At 65.5% G+C, this 24,554-nt stretch carries 24 protein-coding genes and 1 pseudogene; 10 read left to right on the plus strand and 15 right to left on the minus strand.

Annotated features, from left to right (window positions below):
* Both AC04MI_RS13995 and aroC read right to left on the minus strand, forming a co-directional pair.
* The coding region (locus AC04MI_RS13995) for a metallophosphoesterase (protein ID WP_476498010.1) at positions 1-1,198 on the minus strand (1,198 nt) is incomplete at its 3' end.
* A gap of 36 nt (positions 1,199-1,234) precedes the next feature.
* On the minus strand, positions 1,235-2,332 hold the full coding sequence (aroC, locus tag AC04MI_RS14000) for a chorismate synthase (protein ID WP_436078498.1): 1,098 nt from the start codon (positions 2,330-2,332) through the stop codon (positions 1,235-1,237).
* A gap of 204 nt (positions 2,333-2,536) precedes the next feature.
* Here aroC and AC04MI_RS14005 point away from each other — a divergent pair, with 204 nt between their 5' ends.
* Positions 2,537-4,774 carry a sensor domain-containing protein gene (locus AC04MI_RS14005; RefSeq protein WP_436078497.1) on the plus strand — a complete coding sequence of 746 codons (2,238 nt, stop codon included), beginning with the start codon at positions 2,537-2,539 and terminating at the stop codon, positions 4,772-4,774.
* Between the two features lie 63 nt (positions 4,775-4,837).
* Here AC04MI_RS14005 and AC04MI_RS14010 read toward each other — a convergent pair whose 3' ends face one another.
* Positions 4,838-5,287, minus strand: a complete 450-nt coding sequence (locus AC04MI_RS14010; protein WP_015013536.1) for a CBS domain-containing protein — start codon at positions 5,285-5,287, stop codon at positions 4,838-4,840.
* 158 nt (positions 5,288-5,445) lie between these two features.
* Here AC04MI_RS14010 and AC04MI_RS14015 point away from each other — a divergent pair, with 158 nt between their 5' ends.
* The 3 genes from AC04MI_RS14015 to AC04MI_RS14025 all read left to right on the plus strand — a co-directional run bounded on the left by AC04MI_RS14015 (position 5,446) and on the right by AC04MI_RS14025 (position 8,086).
* Positions 5,446-6,756 carry an O-acetylhomoserine aminocarboxypropyltransferase gene (locus AC04MI_RS14015; protein ID WP_476498011.1) on the plus strand — a complete coding sequence of 437 codons (1,311 nt, stop codon included), beginning with the start codon at positions 5,446-5,448 and terminating at the stop codon, positions 6,754-6,756.
* Positions 6,757-6,758: 2 nt separating this feature from the next.
* A complete protein-coding gene (locus tag AC04MI_RS14020) occupies positions 6,759-7,577 on the plus strand; it encodes an alpha/beta fold hydrolase (RefSeq protein WP_476498012.1) in 819 nt (272 codons plus the stop codon).
* A gap of 161 nt (positions 7,578-7,738) precedes the next feature.
* Positions 7,739-8,086: an Mpo1-like protein gene (locus AC04MI_RS14025; protein ID WP_476498013.1), complete on the plus strand. Its 348-nt coding sequence runs from the start codon at positions 7,739-7,741 to the stop codon at positions 8,084-8,086.
* Between the two features lie 104 nt (positions 8,087-8,190).
* On the opposite strand, the gene AC04MI_RS14030 is transcribed toward AC04MI_RS14025, so the two are convergent.
* Complete coding sequence (locus AC04MI_RS14030; protein WP_476498014.1) at positions 8,191-9,441, minus strand: YihY family inner membrane protein; 1,251 nt, start codon at positions 9,439-9,441, stop codon at positions 8,191-8,193.
* Positions 9,442-9,462: 21 nt separating this feature from the next.
* Between AC04MI_RS14030 and AC04MI_RS14035 the strand changes: the two genes are divergently transcribed.
* From AC04MI_RS14035 to AC04MI_RS14050, 4 genes are read left to right on the plus strand one after another with little or no spacing between them, the layout of a single operon-like run.
* Positions 9,463-9,894 carry a DUF2069 domain-containing protein gene (locus AC04MI_RS14035; RefSeq protein WP_476498015.1) on the plus strand — a complete coding sequence of 144 codons (432 nt, stop codon included), beginning with the start codon at positions 9,463-9,465 and terminating at the stop codon, positions 9,892-9,894.
* 57 nt (positions 9,895-9,951) lie between these two features.
* Positions 9,952-11,367 carry an FAD-binding oxidoreductase gene (locus tag AC04MI_RS14040; protein ID WP_476498016.1) on the plus strand — a complete coding sequence of 472 codons (1,416 nt, stop codon included), beginning with the start codon at positions 9,952-9,954 and terminating at the stop codon, positions 11,365-11,367.
* Between the two features lie 19 nt (positions 11,368-11,386).
* On the plus strand, positions 11,387-11,854 hold the full coding sequence (locus AC04MI_RS14045) for a GNAT family N-acetyltransferase (RefSeq protein ID WP_436078493.1): 468 nt from the start codon (positions 11,387-11,389) through the stop codon (positions 11,852-11,854).
* A gap of 20 nt (positions 11,855-11,874) precedes the next feature.
* Positions 11,875-12,495 (plus strand): SMI1/KNR4 family protein, encoded by a 621-nt coding sequence (locus AC04MI_RS14050; RefSeq protein WP_436078492.1) that lies wholly within the window; start codon positions 11,875-11,877, stop codon positions 12,493-12,495.
* 143 nt (positions 12,496-12,638) lie between these two features.
* Here AC04MI_RS14050 and AC04MI_RS14055 read toward each other — a convergent pair whose 3' ends face one another.
* From AC04MI_RS14055 to AC04MI_RS14105, 11 genes are all read right to left on the minus strand, one after another.
* Positions 12,639-13,127 carry a GNAT family N-acetyltransferase gene (locus AC04MI_RS14055; RefSeq protein WP_436075458.1) on the minus strand — a complete coding sequence of 163 codons (489 nt, stop codon included), beginning with the start codon at positions 13,125-13,127 and terminating at the stop codon, positions 12,639-12,641.
* Complete coding sequence (locus tag AC04MI_RS14060; protein ID WP_436075459.1) at positions 13,124-13,399, minus strand: hypothetical protein; 276 nt, start codon at positions 13,397-13,399, stop codon at positions 13,124-13,126. Before AC04MI_RS14060 ends, AC04MI_RS14055 begins: the two co-directional genes overlap by 4 nt.
* Positions 13,400-13,472: 73 nt before the next feature.
* Entirely contained in the window at positions 13,473-14,507 is a 1,035-nt protein-coding gene (locus AC04MI_RS14065; protein ID WP_436075460.1) for a PfkB family carbohydrate kinase, read from the minus strand.
* Between the two features lie 28 nt (positions 14,508-14,535).
* On the minus strand, positions 14,536-16,020 hold the full coding sequence (xylB, locus tag AC04MI_RS14070; protein ID WP_436078490.1) for a xylulokinase: 1,485 nt from the start codon (positions 16,018-16,020) through the stop codon (positions 14,536-14,538).
* A 127-nt stretch (positions 16,021-16,147) separates the two neighbouring features.
* Entirely contained in the window at positions 16,148-17,083 is a 936-nt protein-coding gene (locus AC04MI_RS14075; RefSeq protein ID WP_260666958.1) for an AraC family transcriptional regulator, read from the minus strand.
* Between the two features lie 29 nt (positions 17,084-17,112).
* The gene (gene dalD / locus AC04MI_RS14080) at positions 17,113-18,516 is read right to left on the minus strand and encodes a D-arabinitol 4-dehydrogenase (RefSeq protein WP_476498017.1); all 1,404 of its coding nucleotides are present in this window, start codon (positions 18,514-18,516) and stop codon (positions 17,113-17,115) included.
* A 19-nt stretch (positions 18,517-18,535) separates the two neighbouring features.
* Positions 18,536-19,282, minus strand: coding sequence for an SDR family oxidoreductase (locus AC04MI_RS14085; RefSeq protein ID WP_395455375.1), 747 nt, complete (start codon positions 19,280-19,282; stop codon positions 18,536-18,538).
* A 5-nt stretch (positions 19,283-19,287) separates the two neighbouring features.
* Positions 19,288-20,331 (minus strand): ABC transporter ATP-binding protein, encoded by a 1,044-nt coding sequence (locus AC04MI_RS14090; RefSeq protein WP_121420575.1) that lies wholly within the window; start codon positions 20,329-20,331, stop codon positions 19,288-19,290.
* 49 nt (positions 20,332-20,380) lie between these two features.
* Complete coding sequence (locus tag AC04MI_RS14095; protein WP_056067136.1) at positions 20,381-21,226, minus strand: carbohydrate ABC transporter permease; 846 nt, start codon at positions 21,224-21,226, stop codon at positions 20,381-20,383.
* 15 nt (positions 21,227-21,241) lie between these two features.
* The gene (locus AC04MI_RS14100) at positions 21,242-22,105 is read right to left on the minus strand and encodes a carbohydrate ABC transporter permease (protein ID WP_069105336.1); all 864 of its coding nucleotides are present in this window, start codon (positions 22,103-22,105) and stop codon (positions 21,242-21,244) included.
* Positions 22,106-22,262: 157 nt separating this feature from the next.
* Positions 22,263-23,594 (minus strand): ABC transporter substrate-binding protein, encoded by a 1,332-nt coding sequence (locus tag AC04MI_RS14105; RefSeq protein ID WP_436078489.1) that lies wholly within the window; start codon positions 23,592-23,594, stop codon positions 22,263-22,265.
* Positions 23,595-24,033: 439 nt separating this feature from the next.
* Between AC04MI_RS14105 and AC04MI_RS14110 the strand changes: the two genes are divergently transcribed.
* Both AC04MI_RS14110 and AC04MI_RS14115 read left to right on the plus strand, forming a co-directional pair.
* Positions 24,034-24,327 carry a DUF4148 domain-containing protein gene (locus tag AC04MI_RS14110; RefSeq protein ID WP_099729858.1) on the plus strand — a complete coding sequence of 98 codons (294 nt, stop codon included), beginning with the start codon at positions 24,034-24,036 and terminating at the stop codon, positions 24,325-24,327.
* Between the two features lie 55 nt (positions 24,328-24,382).
* A pseudogene (locus AC04MI_RS14115) lies at positions 24,383-24,554 on the plus strand (DUF4148 domain-containing protein); the annotation flags it as partial.

The following is a 24,554-nucleotide window of genomic DNA, read 5'->3' on the forward strand; positions in this document are numbered from 1 at the left end:
GCCCCACTGGACGCTGGGCCAGCGGAATGGCGGCAGCGCGGTAGGTGTCGATGATCTTTTGCACGCCGGGATCCGCAGGGAACGTGGGCACGGCCGTGGTCAACGGCACCGGCCCCTGGGCGCCTGTGAAGGCCTCGCCCTGCACCACCACATTGCGCGCCGTCTTGCTCACCACACGGCGGGTCTGCGTATCCACGCGCAGCTGGATGTCGGTGAGCAGCGTGCCGTACTGGCCTGCGCTGGTCAGCAAAAAGGGCTTGGCCGGGTTCACGCGGCTGTAGTCGCACACATAGGCCTGGTGCGTGTGGCCCGAGACCACCACATCCACGGCCGGGTCCAGGCGCTCCAGGATGGGCACGATGTCGCCCGACAGACCTGCGCAGCTGGTCTCCTGCACGCCCGCCGTGGTGCCCCCGCCTTCATGGATGGCCACCACAATCACATCGGCGCCYTGGGCYTTSAGCTGMGGGATCAGCGCGTTGGCCGTGGCCGCCTCGTCCTCAAAACGCAGCCCAGCGACCCCGGACGGGCTGACCATGGTCGGTGTGGCTTGCAGCGTGAGGCCGATAAACCCCATGGTGACGGTGACACCGCCTTCGGTAAACCGCTTGAGCCCCGTGGGCGGCAGCAGGGTGCGCCCGTCTTCACGCACCGTGTTGGCCGCCAGCAGGCCAAATTGGGCGCCCTCAAAAGGTTTGCTGATGCGGCAAGGCTCGCGCGAGGTGAATTTCTCGCAGCCACCGTTCTGCAGCCGCAGCAGCTCGCGCCAGCCCCGGTCAAACTCGTGGTTGCCGACCGCGTTGAAGTCGATCTGCATGCGGTTGACGGCCTCAATGGTGGGCTCGTCCAGGAACAGCGACGACACCAGCGGCGAGGCGCCCACCATGTCACCCGCCGACACCACCGCATGGTGCGGCGACTGGGCCTTGAGGGCAGCCATGGCGCTGGCGAAATACGCCATGCCCCCAGCAGGTGCCAGCACCGGGCCTGTGGGCCCCTGCACCCGATGCGCCATGTGGGGCGGCTCCAGGTTACCGTGCAGGTCGTTGAAGCCAATGAGGGTGATGTCGATGTGGGCCGGCGCGCTACCCGCCGCAGGGGCGGTGGACGCAAGGCCGCTGCAGCCAGCCAGCCACAGCGGTATGGTCAAGGCGGCCAGAGCCCGGCGACGGAAGGCCCGGAACAAGCGGTTGCTCATACAGAGGCACCGCCCCAGGGACGGTGGGAGTTGGTGTTACAGAAACGAGGCCTGGATCGGCGGCACAGGCGGCACCACATCGCCGCACTGGGCACGGTGACGCAGCGCGTGCTCCATCACCACCAGAGCCAGCAGCGCCTCGGCAATCGGCGCGGCGCGAATGCCCACGCAGGGGTCGTGGCGGCCCTTGGTGATCACCTCGGCGCTCTTGCCGTGGATATCGATGGACTCGCGCGGGCTGATGATGGAGCTGGTGGGCTTGATCGCAATGCTCACCTCCAGGTCTTGCCCCGTGCTGATGCCGCCCAGCACACCACCGGCGTTGTTGGTGCGAAAGCCCTGCGGCGTCATCGAATCGCCGTGCATGGTGCCCCGGTGGGCCACGCTGGCAAAGCCCGCACCAATCTCCACGCCCTTCACCGCGTTCAGGCCCATCATCGCGTGGGCGATGTCGGCGTCAAGCTTGTCATACAGTGGCTCGCCCAGGCCCACCGGCACGCCCGTGGCCTGCACACGGATGCGGGCGCCGCACGAGTCACCGGCCTTGCGCAGGGCGTCCATGTAGTCCTCGTACTGCTGCACGTCGGCCACCGGGGCAAAGAAGGGGTTGGCGCGTACGTGATCCCAGCTCTCGAACGGGATGGGCAGCTCGCCCAGCTGCGTCATGCAGGCGCGGAACTGGGCGCCATACTGCTGTGCCAGCCACTTCTTGGCCACTGCACCGGCGGCCACCGTGGGCGCCGTCAGGCGGGCCGACGAGCGGCCGCCACCGCGCGGGTCGCGGATGCCGTACTTGTGCCAGTAGGTGTAGTCGGCGTGGCCGGGGCGAAAGCTCTCGGCGATGTTGCTGTAGTCCTTGCTGCGCTGGTCGGTGTTGCGGATCAGCAGGGCGATGGGGGTGCCGGTGGTCTTGCCCTCGTACACGCCAGAGAGGATCTCCACCGCGTCGGGCTCGTTGCGCTGCGTGACGTGGCGGCTGGTGCCAGGGCGGCGCCGGTCCAGGTCGGCCTGGATGTCAGCCTCGGTGAGCGGCATGCCGGGCGGGCAGCCGTCGATCACGCAGCCAATGGCCGGGCCGTGGGATTCACCAAAGTTGGTGACTGCGAATAGGGTACCGATGGTGTTGCCGCTCATGGGGCGGGATTATCCCAGAGCCCCGGGTGCCCGACGCACGGCCACACCGGTTTGCTGTGGTGTACTCCCCCACAGCTGCTACGTCACCGCACCCACGAGGCACCACACGCCCGATACGTGGCGCGTTTGCACAGGCATGACATATCCTGCTTGGCAGGGTTCTGGACGCTTGTTAGCATGTAAACATCGATTTTTGGGATCTCCATGCCCGCCCTCGCGCCACCCTCTCCGGGTCCGACATCACCTTCCCGCACCCTTCTGACTGCCGCCCTGGCAGATGCTCCCCTTCGCCGCGCACTGGACGCCAGCGACAACGCTGTGGTGATGACCAACAGCTCCAAGTGTGTGGTCTATATCAACGAAGGGTTCACGCGATTATTTGGCTACCAGCCCGCCGAGGTGCTGGGCCGGCACCTGAGCGAGGTCTTGCTGGGACCCCACTCCGATCCGGATCTGCTCGAAAGCATCCGGGGCAATGTGCTGGCCAAAGGCAGTTTTCGTACGGACACACTGCTTTACAGCAAGGCGGGGCAACCCCGCTGGGTGTCCCTGGTGATCAATGCGTCCGACGAAAGCTCCGGCGGACCGGGGGGCAGCATTTCGATTCTGACCGACATCACGCTCACCAAGATGCACGAGGTCCTGCAGACGCACGTGCTGGAGGGCATGGTCAACGAGTTGCCCCTTCCCGAGCTGATGGCCCTCGTCTGCCGCGAGGTCGAACGCATCGCGCCCGAGGTCACCGCCTCCATCCTGGCGGTAGATGCACAAGGCCGGTTGCACCCGCTGGCAGCGCCCAGCCTGCCAGCCACCATCAGCCGCGCGCTGGACGGACTGGCGATTGGCCCCAAGGTAGGGTCGTGTGGCACCGCCGCCTTCCGCAACGCGCCCGTGGTGGTCACCGACATGGCCACAGACCCCCTCTGGGCTGACTACCAGGAATTGTTTGCCCCGAGCGGCATGCGCGCCTGCTGGTCCAGCCCCATTCGCGACCACCGGGGTCAGCCGATTGGCACCTTTGCGTTTTACTTCCGCGAACCGCGCGCACCCGACGCGCTGCATCAGCGCCTTGTCGATGTATGCCTGCACCTGTGTGCGCTGGCCATCGAACGCAACAGCACACACGAGCGTATCCACCAGCTCGCGTTTTTTGATGTGCTGACGGGGCTGCCCAACCGGGCCCTGTTTCGCAGCAGTGGAGAGCGGGCGCTGGCCGACCTGCAGCGGGGGCGCCATACCGGCGCGCTGCTGTTCCTCGATCTGGACCGATTCAAACAGATCAACGACACCCAGGGGCACGCCGCAGGCGATGCGCTGCTGAGCGAGGTGGCCCAGCGCCTGACCCAAGGCCTGCGTGCGCGTGACCTGATCGCGCGCCTGTCGGGCGACGAATTTGTGCTGCTGCTCTCCGAATGCACCACCGAACAGGCCGTGCAAAGCGCCCAGCGCGTGCTGCACGACATTGCCCAGCCGCTGGACATCTTCGGGCAGACCCATGTGCCCCACGCCAGCATCGGCATTGCGATGTTTCCGAACGATGGAGACACCATCGACACCCTGCTGCGCCATGCCGACCAGGCCATGCACCAGGCCAAAAGCGACCATCGCCACAGCCTGCAGCTTTTCAGCGCCGAGATGAACCGCCGTGCCCAGGAGCGCGCCTCGCTGGAGCGCGCGCTGCATCAGGCGCTGTCCGACCGCAGCCTCACGCTGCACTACCAGCCGCAGGTTCTCAGCAGTTCCCCCGGCACCTTGCACGGTGTGGAGGCTCTGGCGCGCTGGAACCACCCGCAGTGGGGCATGGTGCCGCCGTCGCAGTTCATCCCCGTGGCCGAGGACGCCGGGCTGATCCATGAGCTGACCCTGTGGCTGCTGGACGAAGCCTGCCGCCAGCTGGCGGCCTGGCGCGCTGCAGGCCACGACGTGCCCTGCGTGGCCATCAACCTGTCGGGCCGCAGCTTCCACCGGCCGGAGTTTGCGCAGGAGATCAGCGATGCGCTGCAGCGCCATGGCCTGCGCGCCAGCGATGTGCTGCTGGAGATCACGGAGAGTGTGATGATGGATGCGCGGCCCGTCACGCTGCAGAACATCGAGGCCCTGCACCACCAGGGTTTCAAGCTGTCCCTGGATGACTTCGGCACCGGCTATTCCAGCCTGAGCTACCTGCACCGCCTGCCCATCAGCGAGCTCAAGCTCGACATGGCTTTTGTGCAAGACCTCACCACCAGCGCCACGGCGCGCGCCCTCACGGTGTCGGTGCTGAGCATTGCGCACAGCCTGGGCATGGTCGTGGTGGCCGAGGGGGTGGAGACCACCGGCCAGCAGCAGTGGCTGCAGGCCCACGGCTGCCCGGTCATGCAGGGCTACCTGTTCGGCAAGCCGCTACCACCCGATGAGATCGAGGCCTGGCTGTGCGCCCAGGCGCCTCGCCCCTATCGCTGACTTGGCTAGAGGCACGTCTGTGCCGTCACGCCGGGACGCGGGCCTCGCGCCCTGCCCACAACCTCAGGTACGGGGCTCTTCTTCSGGCCAGTCGCGGATGTAGGCCTTGAGCATCTTGTTCTCRAAGTTCTGGCTGTCCACCACSGCCTTGGCCACGTCATAGAAGCTGATCACGCCCATCAGCATGCGGCGGTCCATCACGGGCATGTAGCGCGCATGGCGGTCCAGCATCATGCGGCGCACTTCGTCCATGTCGGTTTCGAGCGTGCAGGTCAGTGGCGCATCGTCCATGGCCGTGCGCACCAGCATCGTGCCCACGCTGCCGCCGTTCTTGACCAGCGCCTGGATCACTTCGCGGAAGGTGAGCATGCCCACCAGGTCGCCATGCTCCATCACCACCAGCGAGCCAATGTCGCGCTCTGCCATCAGGCTCACGGCACCCGCCAGCGGCTCGTCCGGCGATGCGGTGTAGAGGGTGTTGCCTTTGACGCGAAGGATGTCGCTGACTTTCATGGTGCGGAGTCTCCGGGGGATCGGGAAGAATCGGAAAGAGTATGTGTGGGCCCGCACACACCAGCACATCCGCTGGGGTTGCCCAGGTGCTGCAGGCTGTTTGTCAGCAAATATAGCCCACAATGCCCGCCTGCATTGACAACATGGGAGACACACAGATGCCCGGYTACTCCGACCCCGGCTTYGACACSCTGGCGCTGCACGCMGGCGCCRSSCCCGACCCCGCCACCGGCGCGCGSGCSGTGCCSATCCACCTSACCACCTCSTTCGTCTTCGAGTCGAGCGACCATGCCGCGTCCCTCTTCAATCTGGAGCGCGGCGGCCATGTGTACAGCCGCATCAGCAACCCCACCAATGCGGTACTGGAGCAGCGCGTGGCCGCCTTGGAAGGCGGCGTGGGCGCGATCGCCACCGCCAGCGGCCAGGCTGCATTGCACCTGGCGATTGCCACATTGATGGGCGCGGGCAGCCACATCGTCGCCAGCACGGCGCTGTATGGCGGATCGCAGAACCTGCTGCACTACACGCTGTCGCGCTTCGGCATCGAGACCACGTTTGTGAAGCCCGGCGATATCGACGGCTGGCGCGCCGCTGTGCGCCCCAACACCAAGCTGTTCTTTGGCGAGACTGTGGGCAACCCCGGCCTGGATGTGCTGGATATCCCTACCGTATCCTCCATCGCKCACGMGGCCGGCGTGCCGCTGCTGGTSGACTCCACSCTCACCTCGCCCTGGCTCATCAAGCCTTTTGAACATGGAGCGGATCTGGTCTACCACTCGGCCACCAAGTTCCTCTCGGGCCAYGGCACGGTGGTGGGGGGCATCGTGGTGGACGGAGGGAGCTTTGACTGGGACGGTCCCAAATCGGCCGGCAAATTTGCCGAGCTGACGCAGCCGTACGACGGCTTTCACAACATGGTGTTCACCGAGGAGAGCACCGTGGGCGCCTTTCTGCTGCGCGCGCGGCGCGAGGGCCTGCGCGACTTTGGCGCCTGCATGAGCCCGCACACTGCCTGGCTCATCCTGCAAGGCATCGAGACCCTGCCGCTGCGCATGGCGCAGCACATGCGCAACACCGAGAAGGTGGTGGAGTTTCTGGCCGCGCAGCCTTTCGTGTCGCGCGTGGGCCACCCGTTGCTGGAGTCTCACCCCAGCCATGCCTTGGCGCAAAAGCTGCTGCCATGCGGTGCGGGCTCGGTGTTCAGCTTTGACCTCAAGGGCAACCGCGAGCAGGGCAAGAAATTCATCGAAACCCTCAAGGTCTTCAGCCAYCTGGCSAACGTGGGCGACTGCCGCAGCCTGGTGATCCAYCCGGCSAGCACCACGCAYTTCCGCATGASCGACGARGCGCTGGCGGGCGCAGGCATTAGCCAGGGCACGATCCGCCTGTCCATCGGTCTCGAAGATGCCGACGACCTCATTGACGACCTGAAACGCGCGCTCAAAGCCGCAGAAAAGGCGGGGGCCTGACCATGCACATCCAAGTCAACGGCGCCGCCAYCTACTGCTACACCGGCGGCAAGGCWTTYGATGCSRMCAAGCCSACSGTGGTGTTCATCCACGGYGTSCTCAACGACCACAGCGTGTGGRYCCTGCAAAGCCGCTRSWTSGCCAACCACGGCTGGAACGTTCTGGCCATCGACCTGCCCGGCCACTGCCGCAGTGGCGGCGATGCCCCCGCCACGGTGGAGCAAGGCGCGGACTTCATCGGCGCGCTGCTCGATGCCGCGGGCGTGCAGCGCGCGGCGATGGTAGGCCACAGCTGGGGTTCCCTCATCGCCATGGAAGCCGCTGCGCGCCTAAAGGACCGCATCAGCCACCTGGTGCTGGTGGGCACCGCCTTCCCGATGAAGGTGTCGCCCGCACTCATCGAGGCCTCGCAGACCGCCCCGGAGAAGGCGATGCGCATGGTCAATGTGTTTTCCCGCAGCACCCTGTCTGCGCCCCCGTCGGCCCTGGGCCCGGGCACCTGGGTGTTTGGTGCAGGCATGGCGCTGGGGCGCAAGGTGCTGCGCAGCAACACGGCAGTCAACGTGTTCCACCGAGGGTTTGTGGCCTGTGACAGCTATGCCGGTGGCGAAGCGGCCATGGCGCAACTGACCTGCCCCGTGCTGTTTGCGCTGGGCAGCCAGGACCAGATGACGGCGCCCAAGGMGGCACAGGGTCTCGTCAAGGCTGCCCAGGCGGCGGGCAAGCAGGTGCAGATCACCCACCTGCCCGTGGGCCACAACCAGATGACCGAGGCGCCGGAAGAAACACTGGCCGCCATCCGCGACTTCCTGGCCCGGTGAGCCCCCAAACCCCGGCGCGCAGGCAGCCCGCCGGGGTTTCAATAGCCGGTTCAGGGTGGCAGACCCGTTGGCGACAGCACACCCGCACTGCCCCGCTGGTGCGCACCGAGGCCACGGCGTATAACGCAGGCAGAGCCTCAACGCCGCCCGGAGACAACGCCATGACCACCCAGACTGCCACCCCGCAACCAGCGCCCAGCACGGACCCTCGGGCCTTCAAGCGCTTCGCGGACTTCTACCCGTTCTACCTGAGCGAACACAGCAACCGCACATGCCGCCGCCTGCATTTTGTGGGCTCCACGCTCACGCTGGTCTGCCTGGCCATGCTGGTGGCCACGGGCAAGCCCCAGTACCTGCTGTACGGCCTGCTCTGCGGCTACGGCTTTGCCTGGGTSGGGCACTTCGGCTTYGARAAGAACARGCCSGCCASSTTCAAGCGCCCGCTSTACAGCTTCATGGGCGACTGGGTCATGTACAAGGACATCTGGACGGGTAAAGTACCCCTGTGAGATGACTTGGAGCCCCAGGGGCTGGAAGCGCTAGTGCAACATGCCTTTTTAGCTATTATTTGTATAGCAATGAGCCGCTATTTGAAGGCAGTCATTCACCCCGGTCAACGCGCCTGCAACACATCCGCCATGCGCAAGCTTTCGAGCCTGGCGTTGACCCACAGCGGCCCGAGGCTGTCCACGCGCTGCAGCAGCAAGCGCTGCACCAGGGGCGCAAGCAAGGTACTTTCCGGGTCGGCCAGCAGCACATAGCGGGACTCGGGCACGTCGGCCGCACTCACCGCAGCATCGGCCACCTGTCCAACCCAGTCCAGCGCGGTCAGGGCTTCCAGCACGGGCTCCAGCTGCAATCCATCGACCCGCAGCAACTGGGCCAGCTGGCTGGGGCGCAGGCCCTTGATGGGCTGCTGGCGCGCACGGTGCAGCGCCTGCAGCACCTCCACCGCCAGCTGAAACGTCCAGCCCGCCACCGTGCCGCGCCGCGCCACCCCCGCCAGCAGGCTGGGCAGGTACGCGGTCACCACAGCACCCAGCAGCACGATGACCCAGGCCACATAGATCCAGACCAGCAAGATGGGCAGCGTGGCAAACGCGCCGTACACCACCGAGTAGGTGGGCACCTTGCCCAGGTACACCGCCAGCACCTTCTTGGCCAGCTCGATGCACACCGCGACAAAAAAGCCGCCCGTCCAGGCGTGCCGCCATTTCACCGGCGTGTTGGGCACATAGTGGTACAGCGACGCCATGCCGCCCGCCAGCACCACAAACTGGATCGAATCGAACAGCAACTGCACGCCATCCGGCAGGCGCTTGACCAGCCCGCCGGAGGCCGACATCACATACGAAGTGAGGGCCAAGCTCGCGCCCATCAGCAACGGGCCGAGCGTGATGGCCGCCCAGTAGATCAGCACACGCTGTCCCAGCGGCCGCAGGCGCTGCACGCGCCAGATGTCGTTGAGCGTACGGTCGATGGTCAGGATCAGTGCCAGCGCCGTGGCCAGCAGGATGCTGAACCCCGCCACCCCCAGGCTGCTGGCCTTGGCCGCAAACTGCGTGAGGTAGCCCAACACCTGCCGCGAGATGCTGTCGGGCACCAGGCTGCTGACCAGCCAGCCCTGCAGCGCGTCCTGCAGCTTGCCGAAGATGGGAAATGCGGTGAACACCGCCAGCGCCACCGTRAARAACGGCACCAKCGCSAKGRTGGTGGTGAAGGTGAGGCTGCTGGCCGTGAGGCCCAGGTGGTCCTCACGAAAGCGCTCACGCAGCGTCTGGGCCGTGGTCTTCCATGGGAAGTGCGACAGCTCATTGATCAACGCCTCGGTGCGCGACGCTACTGTCTGTATGGAAAAAGGCATGGCCGATATGATGCCACCCCAATGACTGCCTCCCCCGCCATCCCTCTCCCACCGCCCGACAGCGGTGTTGCTGCCACCCGCTGGCTTGCCACCGGCAGCCTGCTCGCCCTGATTGTTCTATGCCTGGCCTGGGAGCTGGTGCTGGCCCCCTTGCGCCCCGGCGGCACCTGGCTGGCGCTCAAGGCCCTGCCGCTGTGCATCCCGCTGGCAGGCATCCTGAAAAACCGCATGTACACCTACCGCTGGGTCAGCCTGRTGATCTGGCTSTAYTTCACCGAAGGCGTGGTGCGCGGCTGGGGCGACAAGCCCCCATCGCAATGGCTGGCCTGGGGCGAAGTGGCATTGTGCCTCGTGCTGTTCACCGCCTGTACGCTGCATGTGCGCGTGCGCCAGCGCAACGCCAAGGCAGCCGCCGCTGCGGCAGAAGCCAGCGCTGCGCCACCCGCCCCCTGATGCCCATGGCGCAGCCCTCCGCTACCCGATCAACCCACTGAACCCGTCGCTTCACCCATGACCACCTTGCTCGACACCCTGCGTACCATCGTCGGCCCCGCCCATGTGCTCAACGAAGGCGATCTCACCGCCTGGGAACAGGACTGGCGCCGCCGCGTGCGCGGCAAGGCCCTGGCCGTGGTGCGCCCTGCCAACACGCAAGAGGTGGCCGCTGTGGTCAAGGCCTGTGCGGCAGCGGGCACCGCGATCGTTCCGCAAGGCGGCAACACCGGTCTGGCCGTGGGCTCGACGCCCGATGACAGCGGCACACAGATCGTGCTGAGCCTCACGCGCATGAACGCGGTGCGCAGCGTGGACACCGACAACCTGACCATGACGGTAGAAGCGGGCTGCATCCTGCAGAACCTGCAGGACGTGGCCGAGAAGGCCGGCGTGCTCTTCCCTCTGAGCCTCGCTGCCGAGGGCAGCYGCACCATTGGCGGCAACCTGGGCACCAACGCAGGCGGCACGCAGGTGGTGCGCTACGGCAATGCGCGCGACCTGTGCCTGGGCCTCGAAGTGGTCACGCCGCAGGGCGAGGTGTGGGACGGCCTCAAGGGCCTGCGCAAGGACAACACCGGCTACGACCTGCGCGACCTGTTCATCGGCAGCGAAGGCACGCTGGGCATCATCACCGCCGCGACGATGAAGCTCTACCCCGAGCCCGCCGCGCGCCTCACCGCCTGGGCCGCTGTGCCATCCATGGAGCACGCCGTGGCGCTGCTGGGCCTGGCGCACAAGCAGCTGGGCGCGGGCCTCACGGGCTTTGAGGTGATGGGCCAGTTTGCGCTGAGCCTGGTGGGCAAACACATGCCGCAGCTGCGCGTGCCCTTTCTGGGCGACGACAACGCGCCCTGGTGCGTGCTGCTCGAAAACTCCGACAGCGAATCCGAAGAACACGCGCGTGCACGGTTTGAATCGCTGCTGGAGACCGCGTTTGAAATGGGCTGCGTGACCGACGCCGTGGTGGCCGAGAACCTCACCCAGGCGCACCAGCTGTGGCACATCCGCGAGAGCATTCCGCTCGCSCAGGCCGAAGARGGCCTGAACATCAAGCACGACATCTCGRTKCMGRTSTCKCGCATYCCSGCCTTYGTGGCSSAMACCGACGCRSTGCTGSMGCGCGAGATYSCCGGCGTGCGSCTGGTSAACTTCGGCCACCTGGGCGACGGCAACCTGCACTACAACGTGCAGGCACCGGCAGAAGGCGACACCAAGGCCTTCCTGCGCGAGCACGAGGCGCATGTGAACCACCTGGTGTACGAGGCCGTGGCCGAGTTTGGCGGCTCGTTCTCGGCCGAGCATGGCATCGGCGAACTCAAGGCCGACAAGCTCGCCAAGTACCAGTCGCCCGTGGCGCTTGGCATGATGCGCGCCATCAAGCAGGCGCTGGACCCGCAGGGCATCATGAACCCGAAGCGCGTGCTGCAGTAAACCCACAGAAAGCTGACCCATGACCGCTGCCGTGACTGTGCGCCCGGTTCAACCCGAAGACTACACCGCCTGGCGCCCGCTCTGGGATGGCTACAACGCGTTCTATGGCCGCTTTGGCGCCACCGCGCTGCCGGAGCACATCACGCAAGCCACCTGGCAGCGGTTTCATGACGCGGCAGAGCCCATGTTCTGCCTGGTGGCGCAGGACGATGCCAGCAGCGAGCTGCTGGGCCTCACGCACTATCTGTTTCACCGCAGCATGACGCGCATCGAGCCCGTGTGCTACCTCAGCGACCTGTTCACCCGCGAAGCCGCGCGCGGCCGGGGCGTGGGACGGGCGCTGATCGAAGCGGTGTACGGCGCAGCGCGCACCGCCCAATCGTCCCGCGTGTACTGGCAAACCCACGAGACCAATGCCGCCGGGCGCCAGCTGTACGACAAGCTGGCCAAGCACCATGGTTTCATCGTGTACGCACAAGAACTTTGACAGCCACCCAAGGTCTGCCCATGACACTGCCTGATCTGCACCGCGCCATCGCCGAACACAAAGGCACGTTCTCCTGTGAGCGCATCAACAAGCCGCAAGAGACCAAAACGGTGAATTTTCAGCACCACATCCAGCCCCCCGCTGCGCTGGATGCCCCCCTGCCCGGCGTGGGCCAGCTCGCCGCTTTCTACGCCACGTTCGGCGGTGTGCTGCTGTACCACGATGTCGACTCGGGCGACGCCGCCCGCTACATCGCCCCGCCCGCTGAATGGCCCACGCTGCAAGAGGCGTTTGAGGGCTGGACGGAACACCTGAGTGACGAAGAACGCGAAGAGATCCTGCCCGACTGGATCGAGCACTGCCAAGTGATTGGCGAGACACCCCATTCGGGCAACTACATCCTGATGGCGACCGATGGCGAGTGCACCGGCCAGGTGTTCGAGTTCGACCACGACGGTTTTGAATTCACCCACGCGGCCGACGACCTGGTGGACTATGTGCAGCGCCTGCTCCACCTCGACAGCCCCACGCTGGCCAACATCGCTTCGCACATGCGCTTCATCGACAAGAACACGGGGGCGCAGTGGTGGATTCTGGAAATGAGCGACAACCAGGGCCACCGGGTGCGTACCGACGTGTGAGCTGCGGCAGGGCTGGGACCACCCATCGCTATAAAAATGAGAGCTTTCAGCGCATATAAATTGGGCGCCAGAGGCCATTTTTACTAAAAATTCGCTCTCTCATCCGTGACACGAAGGGCGACGCCACGGCAGAAAAGGTGAAGTCACAACACCTTGCGCATTGGCTGTGCCTGTAGCCCCGCCCAGGTTTGCACTGCTCCATGCGGCACATAGCCATGGCGGCGATAAAAGGCCTCCGCAGTGCGCGTGCTCTCCAACCCCAAAGCTTCGAGCCCCACCCCGCCTGCATGGGCCTCCACGTGCTGCAGCAGGCCCCTCCCCACCCCTTGGTGCAAGGCCTCTGGCACCACATAGCAAAGCGCCAGCGTGGGCCGCGCCAGCAGCGCAAAGCCTACCATCGTGTCGCCTCGGTATGCCCCCCATGCTGCAGCGCCCGGCGCGGAGATCCACGCAGTCAGGTTCTCGGGCGTCTTGTTGGCCAGCCAGGCCATCAGGATGGTGGGGTCATGGCCGTGGTCCAGCGCACAGCAGTGGGTGATGGATTGACGGATGACCGTGCAGGCGGCTTCGGCGGCATCGGGGCCCACAGGGATGATGCGGAGGGCGCCGGAGGCTGCGTTGTCGGGCCTCATGCCGATGCGGCTCGCGAGAAGCCCACCAGCAACACAGCCAGCAATACGTAGAACAAAGATCCAGCGATGTACAGGCCGCTCGCAGTCACCACGCGTTGACCCTCGCGCCGAAACGACAACGCTCCGGCGGGAGCAAACATACTGGCTTCCTGATGGCGCACATGCTCTGTGCGCCAGCGACCCAGGCTGAGCACACGCACCACCAATGCGCCAGTGAATATCAGCAGCGCATCGACGGCTGACCACAGCACCGCAACCACAAGATCAGTCATTGGCATCCCCAGCGAATCGGCGACGTTGGATCATAGACGGCCCGCCTCCAAGGGTGCGGGCGCAACCCCCATGTCAGCGCGGGTCTTGGGCGGCGGGATGCTGCTGGCCCCAAGCGCGGGCAGCCTCCCAGCCCGGCGGCACGCAGCCTTGCTCCATCACGCACAAACTGGCGCTGGCCAGCGCATGGCGCAGCGCCTGCTGGCAGGCATCGGCCGTCAGCGTTTCGACAAACCGCACAAAGCTCGCACCACCCGCGGCCTGCGCCTGCCGCAGCAAATGCGCCAGCATCCCGGCCAGAAAGCTGTCGCCCGCGCCCACGGTGTCCACCACTGGCAGCGACTGGGCCTCTTTGGCAAAACGCTGCGCGCCGTTACGGTGCAGCAGCCAGGCGCCTTCCGCGCCCAGCGTGAGCGCCAGCAGATAGGCCTGTGGGTTCGCGGCCAGCAGGTGCTGCGCGCAGGCCAGGGCATCCACACCAGGCACAGCCAGATGCTCCAGGTCTTCGTCGCTGGCCTTGATGATGTGGGCATGGGCCAGCGCGGCGTGCACCGTGGTGCGGTACGCCGCCAGGTCGGGCATGACGGAGGGGCGCAGATTGGCATCGACCACCACACAGCGGCCTGCGGCGCGCTGGGCGGCCAGCCACGGCAGGTAGATGGCAGTGTCACGCGCGTCGAGCGCCAGCGCGCCGGTGCACACCAACTGCAGTGCGGGCAGCACGGCGCAGCTATCGCCCAGACCTGCGGCAGACACGGCACGGTCTGCCACGCCTTCGCGGTAGAAGGCGTAGTCAGGGTGGCCATGTGCGTCGAGGTTGACCACGGCCAGTGATGTGACCTGCAGCACGGGCTCGGGCTGTGCCAGCACCACGCCGTCAGCCACCAGTTGCGTCGCCAGTTCGCGCCCAAAACGGTCGCGCGACAGGGGGTTGAGGTACTGGGTGCCTACACCCTGTCGCGCCAGCGCGCGGCACAGGTTGTAGAGCGCGCCGCCCAGGCACGGCAGGTAGCTGCCATCGGGGCGGCGGATCAGGTCGATGAGGGCCTCGCCGGCAATGGCGGCATGGATGGGCGCTGTGCCGTTGGAAATCGTGGATGCGGAAGTCATGGACGTTTGGAAGGAAGCAGACAGTGCGTCAGAACTGCGATTGCAGCGCGGGGTACAGCGCGACAAAGCGGGCATAACGTTCGGCCAGCTGGGTTTGTTGTGCGGGCTGTGGCATGAAGGTGGCGTCAGCGGGCAGGGGCTCGCACCAATGGGCTTCGTCACCACCGCAGGCCATGGCGGCCAGGCGCGCGGCGCCTAGGGCTGCGGCAGCGTGTGCGCCCTGCGGGCGCTGCAGTGAGGTGCCCAGCGCGCTGGCCAGCAGCTGCGCCCAAGGGTTGCTGCGTGCGCCACCCCCGACGAGCGCCAGGGGCGCATCACTCCGACCTGTGTCACTACCCTTCCCCGGCCCTGCGGCGCGCATGGCGTTGAGGCCATCGAGCAGGCCAAAGCCCACGCCTTCCATCACGGCATAGGCCAGGTCCGCCGCTTCATGCTCGGCCCGCAGGCCCATGAACACGCCGGTGGCAGCCGCGTTGTTGTGCGGTGTGCGCTCGCCACTCAGGTACGGCAGAAACAGTGGCGCCTGCGCCTGGCGGCTGGCGCTAAGGGCTCCCACGGCGTCAGACAGTTGCGCCTCGTCGCCCCGCCCCGTGAGCCGGGTGATCCAGCCAAACGCACTCGCTGCACTGAGCATGACCGACATGTGGTGCCAGCGCTGCGGCAGCGCATGGGCAAAGGCGTGCACGGCGCGCTCGGTGGCAGGCGCAAAAGCGTCCGTCACGCGAAAGACCACGCCCGAGGTGCCCAGCGACACAAAGCCCTGCCCCGCAGTACGGGCGCCCACGCCCACGGCRCTGGCGGCGTTGTCGCCCGCGCCAGCAGCCACGACGATGCTGTCACCGAGCCCCCAGCGGCGTGCCACATCGCTGCGCAGTGTGCCGGTGGGCGCACTGCCCTCGGCCAGCGCAGGCATGTGCGAAACATCGAGCCCACAGGCTTGCAACATGGCCGGGCTCCAGGCGCGCGCCTGCACGTCCAGCCACAGCGTGCCCGATGCGTCGGACATGTCGCTCGCCATATCGCCAGTGAGTTGCAGGCGCAGCCAGTCCTTGGGCAGCAGCACGGTGCGGATCTGGTCAAACACGGCGGGCTCGTGCTTGCGCAGCCACAGCAGCTTGGGCGCGGTGAAGCCGGGCATGGCGAGATTGCCGGTGATCTGGCGCGAGGTGGGCACAGCCGATTCCAGCTGCGCACATTCGGCGCTGGCGCGGCCGTCGTTCCACAAGATGGCCGGGCGCAGCACCTGGCCCTGCGCGTCCAGCACCACCGCGCCATGCATGTGGCCCGAGAGGCCGATGCCCCGCACCTGCGCCCACGCTGCGGGAGCCTGCGCGCGCAACTGCGCCACGGCAGTCTCCACGGCGGCCCACCAGTCGGCGGGGTGCTGCTCGCTCCAGGTGGGCTGGGGGCGCAGCTGGGGCACGGCGGCATCTGCCGTAGCGACCACAGTATGCGCATCGTCCAGCAGCAGGAGCTTGACACCCGAGGTGCCTAAATCGATTCCGAGGTACATGGGTGATGGACGGATGTCAGTGATTCACAGTGAAAGCCATGGCCCGGCCTTTGCCTTTGGCGGGCTGCGCGCAGGGGTCACGCAACAAGGGCCTCCCCCCCTCTCGGGGTGCAGATCCGGCTGGAGATCAGGAAGTCTTTCCAAACCTTCCAGCGCCCTGCTTGCGGTACTCGCTGGGCGTCATGCCCTTGATGTCCAGAAAGCGGCGGTTGAAGTTGGCCATGTTGTTGAAGCCCACGTCATAAGCAATGTGCGTGATGTAGCGCTCGGTCTCCATCAGCAGCTGGCACGCGCGGTTCACGCGCACCAGGTTCACAAAGTCGGTGAAGGTATTGCCCGTGGCGCGGCGGAAGAAGCGCGAAAAGCGGCTCTCCGTCATGCCCAGCTCTTGCGCCAGGTCGGCCGCCGACAGCGGGTCGGCCAGGTGGTCGGTGATGCGGCTCACGATGGCGTTGATCTGGTCGAGCTGGGTGTCGTTGTCCTCGCTTTGCAGCTGCGTGCTCGACAGCAGGCGAAAGTCGGTGCAGCGCGCCAGGTCGCTCAGGAACTCACAGAAAGCGCCGAACCGGGCGAGCCCCTGGCGCGCCTTGATGCGGTGCCAATGCTCTTGCGCCTGCGCTTCCATGCCAAAGAACTCCACACCGTGGCGCGCGCGCTCCAGAAGAGGCAGTACCTCGCGCAGCTCGGGGATGGTCTCGCTGCTGGCCACCAGCGGCGCGTGCGAGAACTGGATCACCAGGTCGCGCAGCGGCACGCCGCCTTCGGGCAGGTCCATGCTGATCCAGTTGTGCGGCAGGCGCGGCCCGGTCAGCACCAGGTGGCCGGGCTGGAACTGACCGATCCAGTCCCCCACAAAGACCTTGCCCGAGGTAGCGGTGATCAGGTGCAGCTCGTACTCGTCGTGGTAATGCCAGCGCGCCAGCGGCGTGGGAAACCCGTGCGACAAACAACGGATGAAGCCCGCCGTCTCGGGCGACTCGTAGCCCAGAGCGGGCGAGCGCACATAGTCGTGCTCCAGCTCGGGCTTGGTCTGGCGCGGGGCGATGGGCATCTTCACGGTCATGGCGGTAGTGGGCTCAAATTACACCAGCATCAGGCGCCTGTCCGCTCCGCCACAAAAGCCAGCACGCGGGCATAGGCTTTGCGCAACGCGTCCACCAGTTGGGGGTGGCTGGCCATCTCGCCCCACAGGGTCGTGTCGGCCGCGTACGCCGCCACGGGGTCAGCGGCATCGCAGATGGCATGCGCCACGGCGGGGTCCATGGCCTGGTCCTGGTAGCTGTAGGGGATCTGCCCCGCATACCAGCGCTGCAGGTAGGCCAGGAACAGGGCTGGCAGCATGGCCACGCTGTCGAACGAAGCGTTGCGCGCCAGTCGGTCGCGGATGGTGGGCGCAATCATGCCGGGGATCTTGGAGAACGCATCCATGGCCACGCGCTGGTTGGTGTCGGCGATGGCAGGATTGCCGAAGCGGTCCAGCACCACGTCGCGGTACTGCTCCAGGTTGATGGGGCATGGTTGCTCGGGCGTGTGGAGCACCGGGATCGCGTCGTCGGTGACGTAGTCGTAGGCCATCTGGCGAATGGCCGCGTCGTGTGTGCCTTCGTGGATGTACTGGTAACCCGCCAGCGTGCCCGCCCAGGCAATGCAGCTGTGGGTGGYGTTGAGCAGGCGGATCTTGGCCTCTTCGTGCGCCTGCACCGACTGCACCATCTCGACGCCGACCGTTTCCCACGCGGGGCGGCCTGCGATGAAGTCGTCTTCAATGACCCACTGGATAAAGCTTTCACCCATGAGTGCTGCCTTGTCGTCCCAACCCGTTGCAGCCTTCACGCGCTCGGCCACATCGGCCGTGGGGCGTGGCGTGATGCGGTCCACCATGGCGTTGGGGCTCGTGGTGTTCTGCTCTACCCACTCTTTCAGTGGCGCATCGCCGAGCGCCTCGATGAACTGCAGCAGCCCGCCGCGCGAGCGGTCGCCGTTGTGGCGCAGGTTGTCGCAGTTCATCAGCGTCACAGCGCCCGCACCGGCTGCCCTGCGCGCGCGCAGGATGCTGACCAGACCGCCGTAGATCGTGTGGCCTGCCTGGCCCGCCTTCACGGCCGCCAGGTCGGAGCGCAGGTCGGCAAACGTGGGCCAGTCGAGCTGGTTCTGGGCATCCAGGTAGTAGCCCGCTTCGGTGACCGTGAAGCTGATGATGCGGGTGGCGGGGTCGGCACCCATGGCAATCAGCGGGGCCAGGTCGTCCTGGTAGGGGATCACCCGCTGGATCGACTCGATGACGGTGTAGTTGCGCTCGCCTTGGGGGGTGACGGTTTCGAGCGTGTAGCGCCCRYCCTGCGCYTGCAGCGCCGCGATGGTGTCGGCCATGTCGGGGCGCAGGTTGCCGCCTGCGATGGCCCAGCCAGTGTCGCCCTGCTGGCGCAATGCGTGAACGTAAACGGCCTGGTGGGCGCGGTGGAACGAGCCCAGGCCCAGGTGCAGGATGAAATTCATGGTGCGTGACTGCGGGTTTCTAGAGATCAAAGTTCGTGGGCATCATCACGACGTCGCGGATGGTCATGCCGCGGGGGCGCGTGAGCATGAAGAGCACCACGTCGGCCACTTCGGAGGCCTCGATGAGGCTGCCGCTGGCCTTGGCCTCGGCCAGCTTTTCCGCGGGCCAGTCGGCCAGCAGCGAGGTGATGACGGGCCCGGGCGAGATGGAGCCCACACGAATGCCGTGCTTGAAGACCTGGCGGCGCACGGTCTGCACGAAGCAGTTGACGGCCCACTTGGACGATGCGTAGACGGGCTCCCACGGCGTGGGGAAATGCGCGGCCAGCGAGCTGGTGACGATGATGTCGCCCGTGCCGCGCTCGATCATGTGGGGCAGCACGTTGTGCACGTTCTTCATCACCACGTTGACGTTCAGGTTGAGCATGCGGTCGATGGCGTCGGGGTCGGCATCCACCAGGTCGCCGCCCACATACAGCCCGGCGTTGGCGTGGAAGATGTCGAGCTGACCAGCCAACGCCAGCGTGCGCTGCAGCAGGCTGGCGCATTGACTGGCATCGAGCAGGTCCAGCACCAGCGGCAAGGCGCCGGGGCCGATGGCTGCACACGCCTTGGCCAGCGCGGCCTCGTCGCGATCGATGAGCACCACACGCGCGCCAGCCTGGGCCATGGCTTGGGCACTGGCAAAGCCGATGCCCGATGCGGCGCCGGTAACGGCCGCCACCCTGCCTTGAAGTGTTTGTCCGGGGGGCATGGAAGCAGTCATGGCGGTCATGCGGTCTGGCGGGCCACCACGCGGCCGTTCGGGTCGAACCAATGGGCTTGCGAGGCATCGATGTCCAGGCAAACCGCATCGCCCGCACGCAGGCCTGTGCGGTCGTTCTGGCGCGCTACAAACTGCGCACCGCTGGGCGTGCTCACGTAGATCAGCGTCTCTGCGCCCAATGCTTCCACCAGGTCCACCTGGCCCGGCACCGGCGTCGCGCCGGTGTTGCGCACCGTGATGTTCTCGGGTCGCAGGCCGATGGCACCGCCCTCCGCCCCGGCGGGTGCCTGCTGTTGTACAGGCGATGGCAGCTGCGGCAGGGGCACCACATTCATCTGCGGCGTGCCGATGAACTGGGCCACGAACTGGTTGGCAGGCTTGTCGTACAGTTCCAGGGGCGTGCCCACCTGCTCGATGACGCCGTCGCGCAGCACCACCACGCGGTCGGCCAGCGTCATGGCCTCGACCTGGTCGTGCGTGACGTAGATGGTGGTGGCCCCGAGGTCGCGGTGCAGCTTGGCGATCTCCACACGGGTCTGGCCGCGCAGCGCCGCGTCGAGGTTGGACAGTGGCTCGTCAAACAGGAACACCTTGGGCGCGCGCACGATGGCGCGGCCGATGGCCACGCGCTGGCGCTGCCCRCCCGACAGCTCCTTGGGCGTGCGCTGCAGGTACTGCGTGAGGTTGAGGATGCGCGCGGCGTTCTGCACCTTCTCGTCGATCACCTGCTTGTCCACCTTGGCGAGCTTGAGCGCAAAGCTCATGTTCTCGTACACGCTCATGTGCGGGTACAGCGCGTAGCTCTGGAACACCATGGCCAGGTCGCGCTTGCTGGATGGCTGGTCGGTGATGTCGCGGCCGTCCAGCATCAGGGTGCCGCCGTCGATGTTTTCGAGCCCCGCAATCAGCCGGAGCAGCGTGGACTTGCCGCAGCCCGAGGGGCCGACGAAGACGATGAACTCGCCTTGCTGGATGGTGAGGTCGATGCCCTTGATGGCGCGGTGTTCACCAAAGAATTTTTCGATGCCGCGCAGTTGAAGGTAGGCCATGGAATCGGGTTCCTGAAAACTTAATTGCGTTGGATAGGAAAGCTGCGCGTTACTTCACGGCGCCAAACGTCAGGCCCTGCACCAGCTGCTTCTGGCTGAACCAGCCAAAGACCACGATGGGCGCAATGGCCATCAGCGAGGCTGCGGACAACTTGGCCCAGAACAGGCCCTCAGGGCTGGAGTACGACGCGATCAGGGTGGCCAGCGTGCCGGCCTTGGCGGCGCTGAGGTTCAGGCTCCAGAAGGCCTCGTTCCATGACAGCACCAGGCACAACAGGCCGGTGGACGCGAGGCCGCCCATGCCCAGCGGCAGCAGCACCAGGCGCACCTCCTGCCACAGCGTGGCGCCGTCCATGCGCGCGGCTTCCAGAATCTCGCGCGGGATGTCCTTGAAGTGCGAATACAGCATCCAGACCATGATGGGCAGGTTGGACAGCGCGAACACGATGATGAGCGCAAGCTGCGTATCGAGCAGGTGGCTCTTTTGCGCCAGCACATAGATGGGCACCAGCGCGCCCACGGCGGGCATCATCTTGGTCGAGAGCATCCACATGAGGATGTCCTTGGTGTACTTGCCCTTGAAGAAGGCCATGGCGTAGGCCGCAGGCGCAGCCAGCATCAACCCCACCAGGGTAGAGACCACGCTGGTGATGACCGAATTCTTGGCGTACAGCAAGTAGTCGCTGCGCTCCTGCACCTCGTGAAAGTTTTCGAGCGTAGGGACAAAGAACAGCTGCGGCGGCACGGCGATGGCCTGCAACTCGGTCTTAAACGCCGTGAGRAACAGCCAACCCAGCGGGAAAAACAGCAGCAGGGCCACGCCCCAGGCAGCGGCGGTGCGCAGGGCCAGCAGGCCCAGCGGGAAGTTGGAGCGGCGTCGTTTTGTCGTTGTCATGAGCGTTGCCCCGTCTTACTTGTCAAGGTTCTTGCCGACCATGCGGATCAGAAACACCGCCGCGATATTGGCCAGCAGCACTGCGAACAGCGCACCTGCCGAGGCCACGCCCGCGTCGAAGTTGAGCAGTGCCTGCTTGAAGATCAGGAAGGTGACGTTGGTGCTCGCATCGCCCGGCCCGCCACCCGTGGTGGTGTAGATCTCGGCAAAGATGCTGAGCAAAAAGATGAGTTCGATCATCACCACCACCGCCACCGAGCGCGCCAGGTGCGGCACATACAGGTAGCGCAGCTGCTGCAGGTAGTTGGCGCCGTCCATGCGCGATGCTTCGAGCTGCTCGTGGTTCATGCTCTGCAATGCGGTCATGAAGATCAGCGTGGCAAACGGCAGCCATTGCCACGACACCATGACGATGACCGAGAACAGCGGGTGGTCGGTAAGCCAGTCCACCGGCTGTGCGCCAAAGAACATCCACACCTGGGCGAGCACGCCGTAGATGGGGTTCATCATCATGTTCTTCCACATCAGCGCGTTCACCGTGGGCATGACGAAGAACGGCGAAATCAGCAGCACCCGCACGATGCCACGGCCCGCAAACGGCTCGTTGATGAGCAGCGCAATCGCAATGCCGAACACCACCGTGATGAGAATCACACTACCCAGCAGCAAGATGGTGTTGACCACCGCCGTGCCGAACGAGGGGTCGGTGACGAAATACTCAAAGTTCTCCAGCCCGGCAAAGCCGGTCTGGTCCGGCTGCATGAGGTTGTAGCGGATGAGCGAGAAGTAGATCGTCATCACCAGTGGCACGATCATCCACAGGAAGAGCGTGGCCATGGCTGGCGTGAGCAGCAGACGGGGTAGCAGGCGGCGGTTCATGGGAATTCCGATACAGACTTACACAGCGCAGTGAGGCAAGCGCCCAGTGGGCGTAGCGAGCGGCCCGAGGTGGGGGTGCTGTACCGCAGTCGTACTCTCGTACGGCGAGGAACACCGCCCCCAGATCGGGCCGCGCAGTAGCCCAATGGGCGCTTGCCTATTTGTAGTAGCCGGCCTTCTTCATTTCGCGGTCAGCCGCCACCTGGCCGGCCTTGAGTGCCGCGTCCACCGTCGTCTTGCCTGCCAGCGCAGAACTCATCTGCTGACCCACGGCGATACCGATGGCCTGGAACTCCGGAATGGCCGCGAACTGCACGCCCACATACGGGCTCTTGGGCAAGGTCGAATCCGTGGGGTTGGCCGAGTCGATGGCGGTCTTCTCTGCGGCGGCAAAACGCGCGGCCTTCTGGAATTCCGGCGAGGCGTAGGTGCTCTTGCGCGTGCCGGTGGGCACGTTGGCCCAGCCGTTGGTCTTGGCCACCAGCTGGATGTAGTCCTTGCTGGTGGACCAGGTGATGAACTTCTGCGCGGCGTCGACCTTTTTGGAACCAGCCGGGATGGCCAGATTCCACGACCACAGCCAGTTCGCGCCCTTGGGCGTGTTCATGGTGGGCGCCTGGGCAAAGGCCATCTGGTCGGCCACCTTGGACTGCTTGGGGTCGGCCACGAACGATGCGGCGATGGTGGCATCCACCCACATGCCGCACTTGCCGGAGTTGGTCAGCGCCAGGATCTCGTTGAAGCTGTTGGCCGACGAGCCGGGCGGGCCATAGTTCTTGAGCAGGTCGACGTAGAAGGTGATCGCGTCCTTCCAGGGCTTGGATTCGAGCTGCGGCTTCCACTGCATGTCGAACCACTGGCCGCCGAAGGTGTTGACCAGCGTGGTCAAAAACGCCATGTTGTCACCCCAGCCTGGCTTGCCGCGCAGGCAGATGCCGTACACGCCGTTCTTGGGGTCGTGCATCTTGGCGGCCAGGTCCTTGATCTGCGGCCAGGTGGGACGCTCAGGCACCTGCACGCCGGCCTTGTCGGCCAGGTCCTTGCGGTACATCARCATGGAGCTTTCGCCATAGAACGGCGCGGCAAACAGCTTGCCGTCCACCGTCAGGCCATTGCGCACGGCGGGCAGCAGGTCATCCACGTCGTAGGCAGCATCGGTCTTCAGCTCCTGCAGCCAGCCCTTCTTGCCCCAGATGGGCGCTTCGTACATGCCAATCGTCATCACGTCGAACTGGCCGCCCTTGGTGGCGATGTCGGTCGTCACGCGCTGGCGCAGCACACCTTCTTCGAGCGTGACCCACTTGAGCTTGATGTCGGGGTTCGCCTGCTCGAAATTCTTGCTGAGCTTTTGCATCTCGATCATGTGGCCGTTGTTCACGGTGGCAATCACGAGTTCGGTCTGCGCATGCGCAGCGGTTCCGCACAGCGATGCCGCCAGGGCGGCAACGGCCAGAGCCAGGCGAGTGTGTGGACGAGTGGAACGGGGCATCGGAACGTCTCCTGCGTAGTTGGTATGGATCTGCCATTCAACGCCAGTCGAATCTCGGCATTGATGGGCTGAACGATACCGATGCTCTGATGCTCAGTTGATACTTTGAAAAGCACTACACATACTAAATTTCGCCAGAATCTCAGGATTTATACCTAGTCGCATCAATTGGGTATGTGCATTGTGGGCCTGGGGTGCCCGCCCTGGCGCTGCGGGGCGCTGCGCACATTTGACCCAAGGGCGCGTCCTGAATGGGCCTACTGTTTCCAAAACTGGAACAGTCAGTTTGCGACTCAGTAGTTTTTCTCTAAACACCATCGGCGTACAGTTCATCCATCGATGAGCCGAACCCGCAAGGCGACTCACCGAACCCGGTTCAGGAATGGTTTTTGACCCGGCTTTTTTGAGACGCTTTTTCAACTTCAAGGACTTCTCCATCATGAACAACACCGCCCGTTTCCTCTCTATCGCTGCTGTTGCTGCTTTCGCTTCTTTTGGTGCCCAGGCTGACGAAGCCGACGCTTCGCAGTTCGCCACCAAGTTTGAAACCAACCGCACCCGCGCTGAAGTGGCCGCCGAAGCCGCTACCGTGGCCCAGACCCGCTCGATCGAGCCAGCAGGTTCGCGTGTGGTGACCTACAAGTCCACGGCTGACCGTGCTGCCGTGCGTGCCCAGGCTGCTGAAGCAGTGCGCACTGGCCAGATCCCTTCCGGCGAACTCGGCGCTCTGTAAGCCGTCCCGGAATCAACGGATTTCGCCCCCCACCCCATCAAGAATCGAGATCACCATGAACAAGACAACACGTTTCCTGTCCATCGCTGCTGTGGCTGCTTTCTCCGCTTTCGGCGCCCACGCTGATGAAGCCGACAGCTCGCAATTCGCCCTCAAGTTCGACACCAACCGCACCCGTGCCGAAGTAGCTGCTGAAGCCTCTACCGTGGCCCAAACACGCAGCATCG

The sequence above is a fragment of the Acidovorax sp. LjRoot204 genome, assembly GCF_056175785.1.

Excerpts from the sequence above, each read along its gene's own strand:
- AC04MI_RS14075 (WP_260666958.1), bottom strand. The coding sequence starts at position 17,083 with ATGACCGTGAAGATGCCCATCGCCCCGCGCCAGACCAAGCCCGAGCTG.
- AC04MI_RS14060 (WP_436075459.1), bottom strand. The coding sequence starts at position 13,399 with ATGACTGATCTTGTGGTTGCGGTGCTGTGGTCAGCCGTCGATGCGCTG.
- AC04MI_RS14045 (WP_436078493.1), top strand. The coding sequence starts at position 11,387 with ATGACCGCTGCCGTGACTGTGCGCCCGGTTCAACCCGAAGACTACACC.
- AC04MI_RS14050 (WP_436078492.1), top strand. The coding sequence starts at position 11,875 with ATGACACTGCCTGATCTGCACCGCGCCATCGCCGAACACAAAGGCACG.
- AC04MI_RS14065 (WP_436075460.1), bottom strand. The coding sequence starts at position 14,507 with ATGACTTCCGCATCCACGATTTCCAACGGCACAGCGCCCATCCATGCC.
- AC04MI_RS14100 (WP_069105336.1), bottom strand. The coding sequence starts at position 22,105 with ATGAACCGCCGCCTGCTACCCCGTCTGCTGCTCACGCCAGCCATGGCC.
- AC04MI_RS14110 (WP_099729858.1), top strand. The coding sequence starts at position 24,034 with ATGAACAACACCGCCCGTTTCCTCTCTATCGCTGCTGTTGCTGCTTTC.
- AC04MI_RS14005 (WP_436078497.1), top strand. The coding sequence starts at position 2,537 with ATGCCCGCCCTCGCGCCACCCTCTCCGGGTCCGACATCACCTTCCCGC.
- AC04MI_RS14055 (WP_436075458.1), bottom strand. The coding sequence starts at position 13,127 with ATGAGGCCCGACAACGCAGCCTCCGGCGCCCTCCGCATCATCCCTGTG.
- aroC (WP_436078498.1), bottom strand. The coding sequence starts at position 2,332 with ATGAGCGGCAACACCATCGGTACCCTATTCGCAGTCACCAACTTTGGT.
- AC04MI_RS14085 (WP_395455375.1), bottom strand. The coding sequence starts at position 19,282 with ATGACTGCTTCCATGCCCCCCGGACAAACACTTCAAGGCAGGGTGGCG.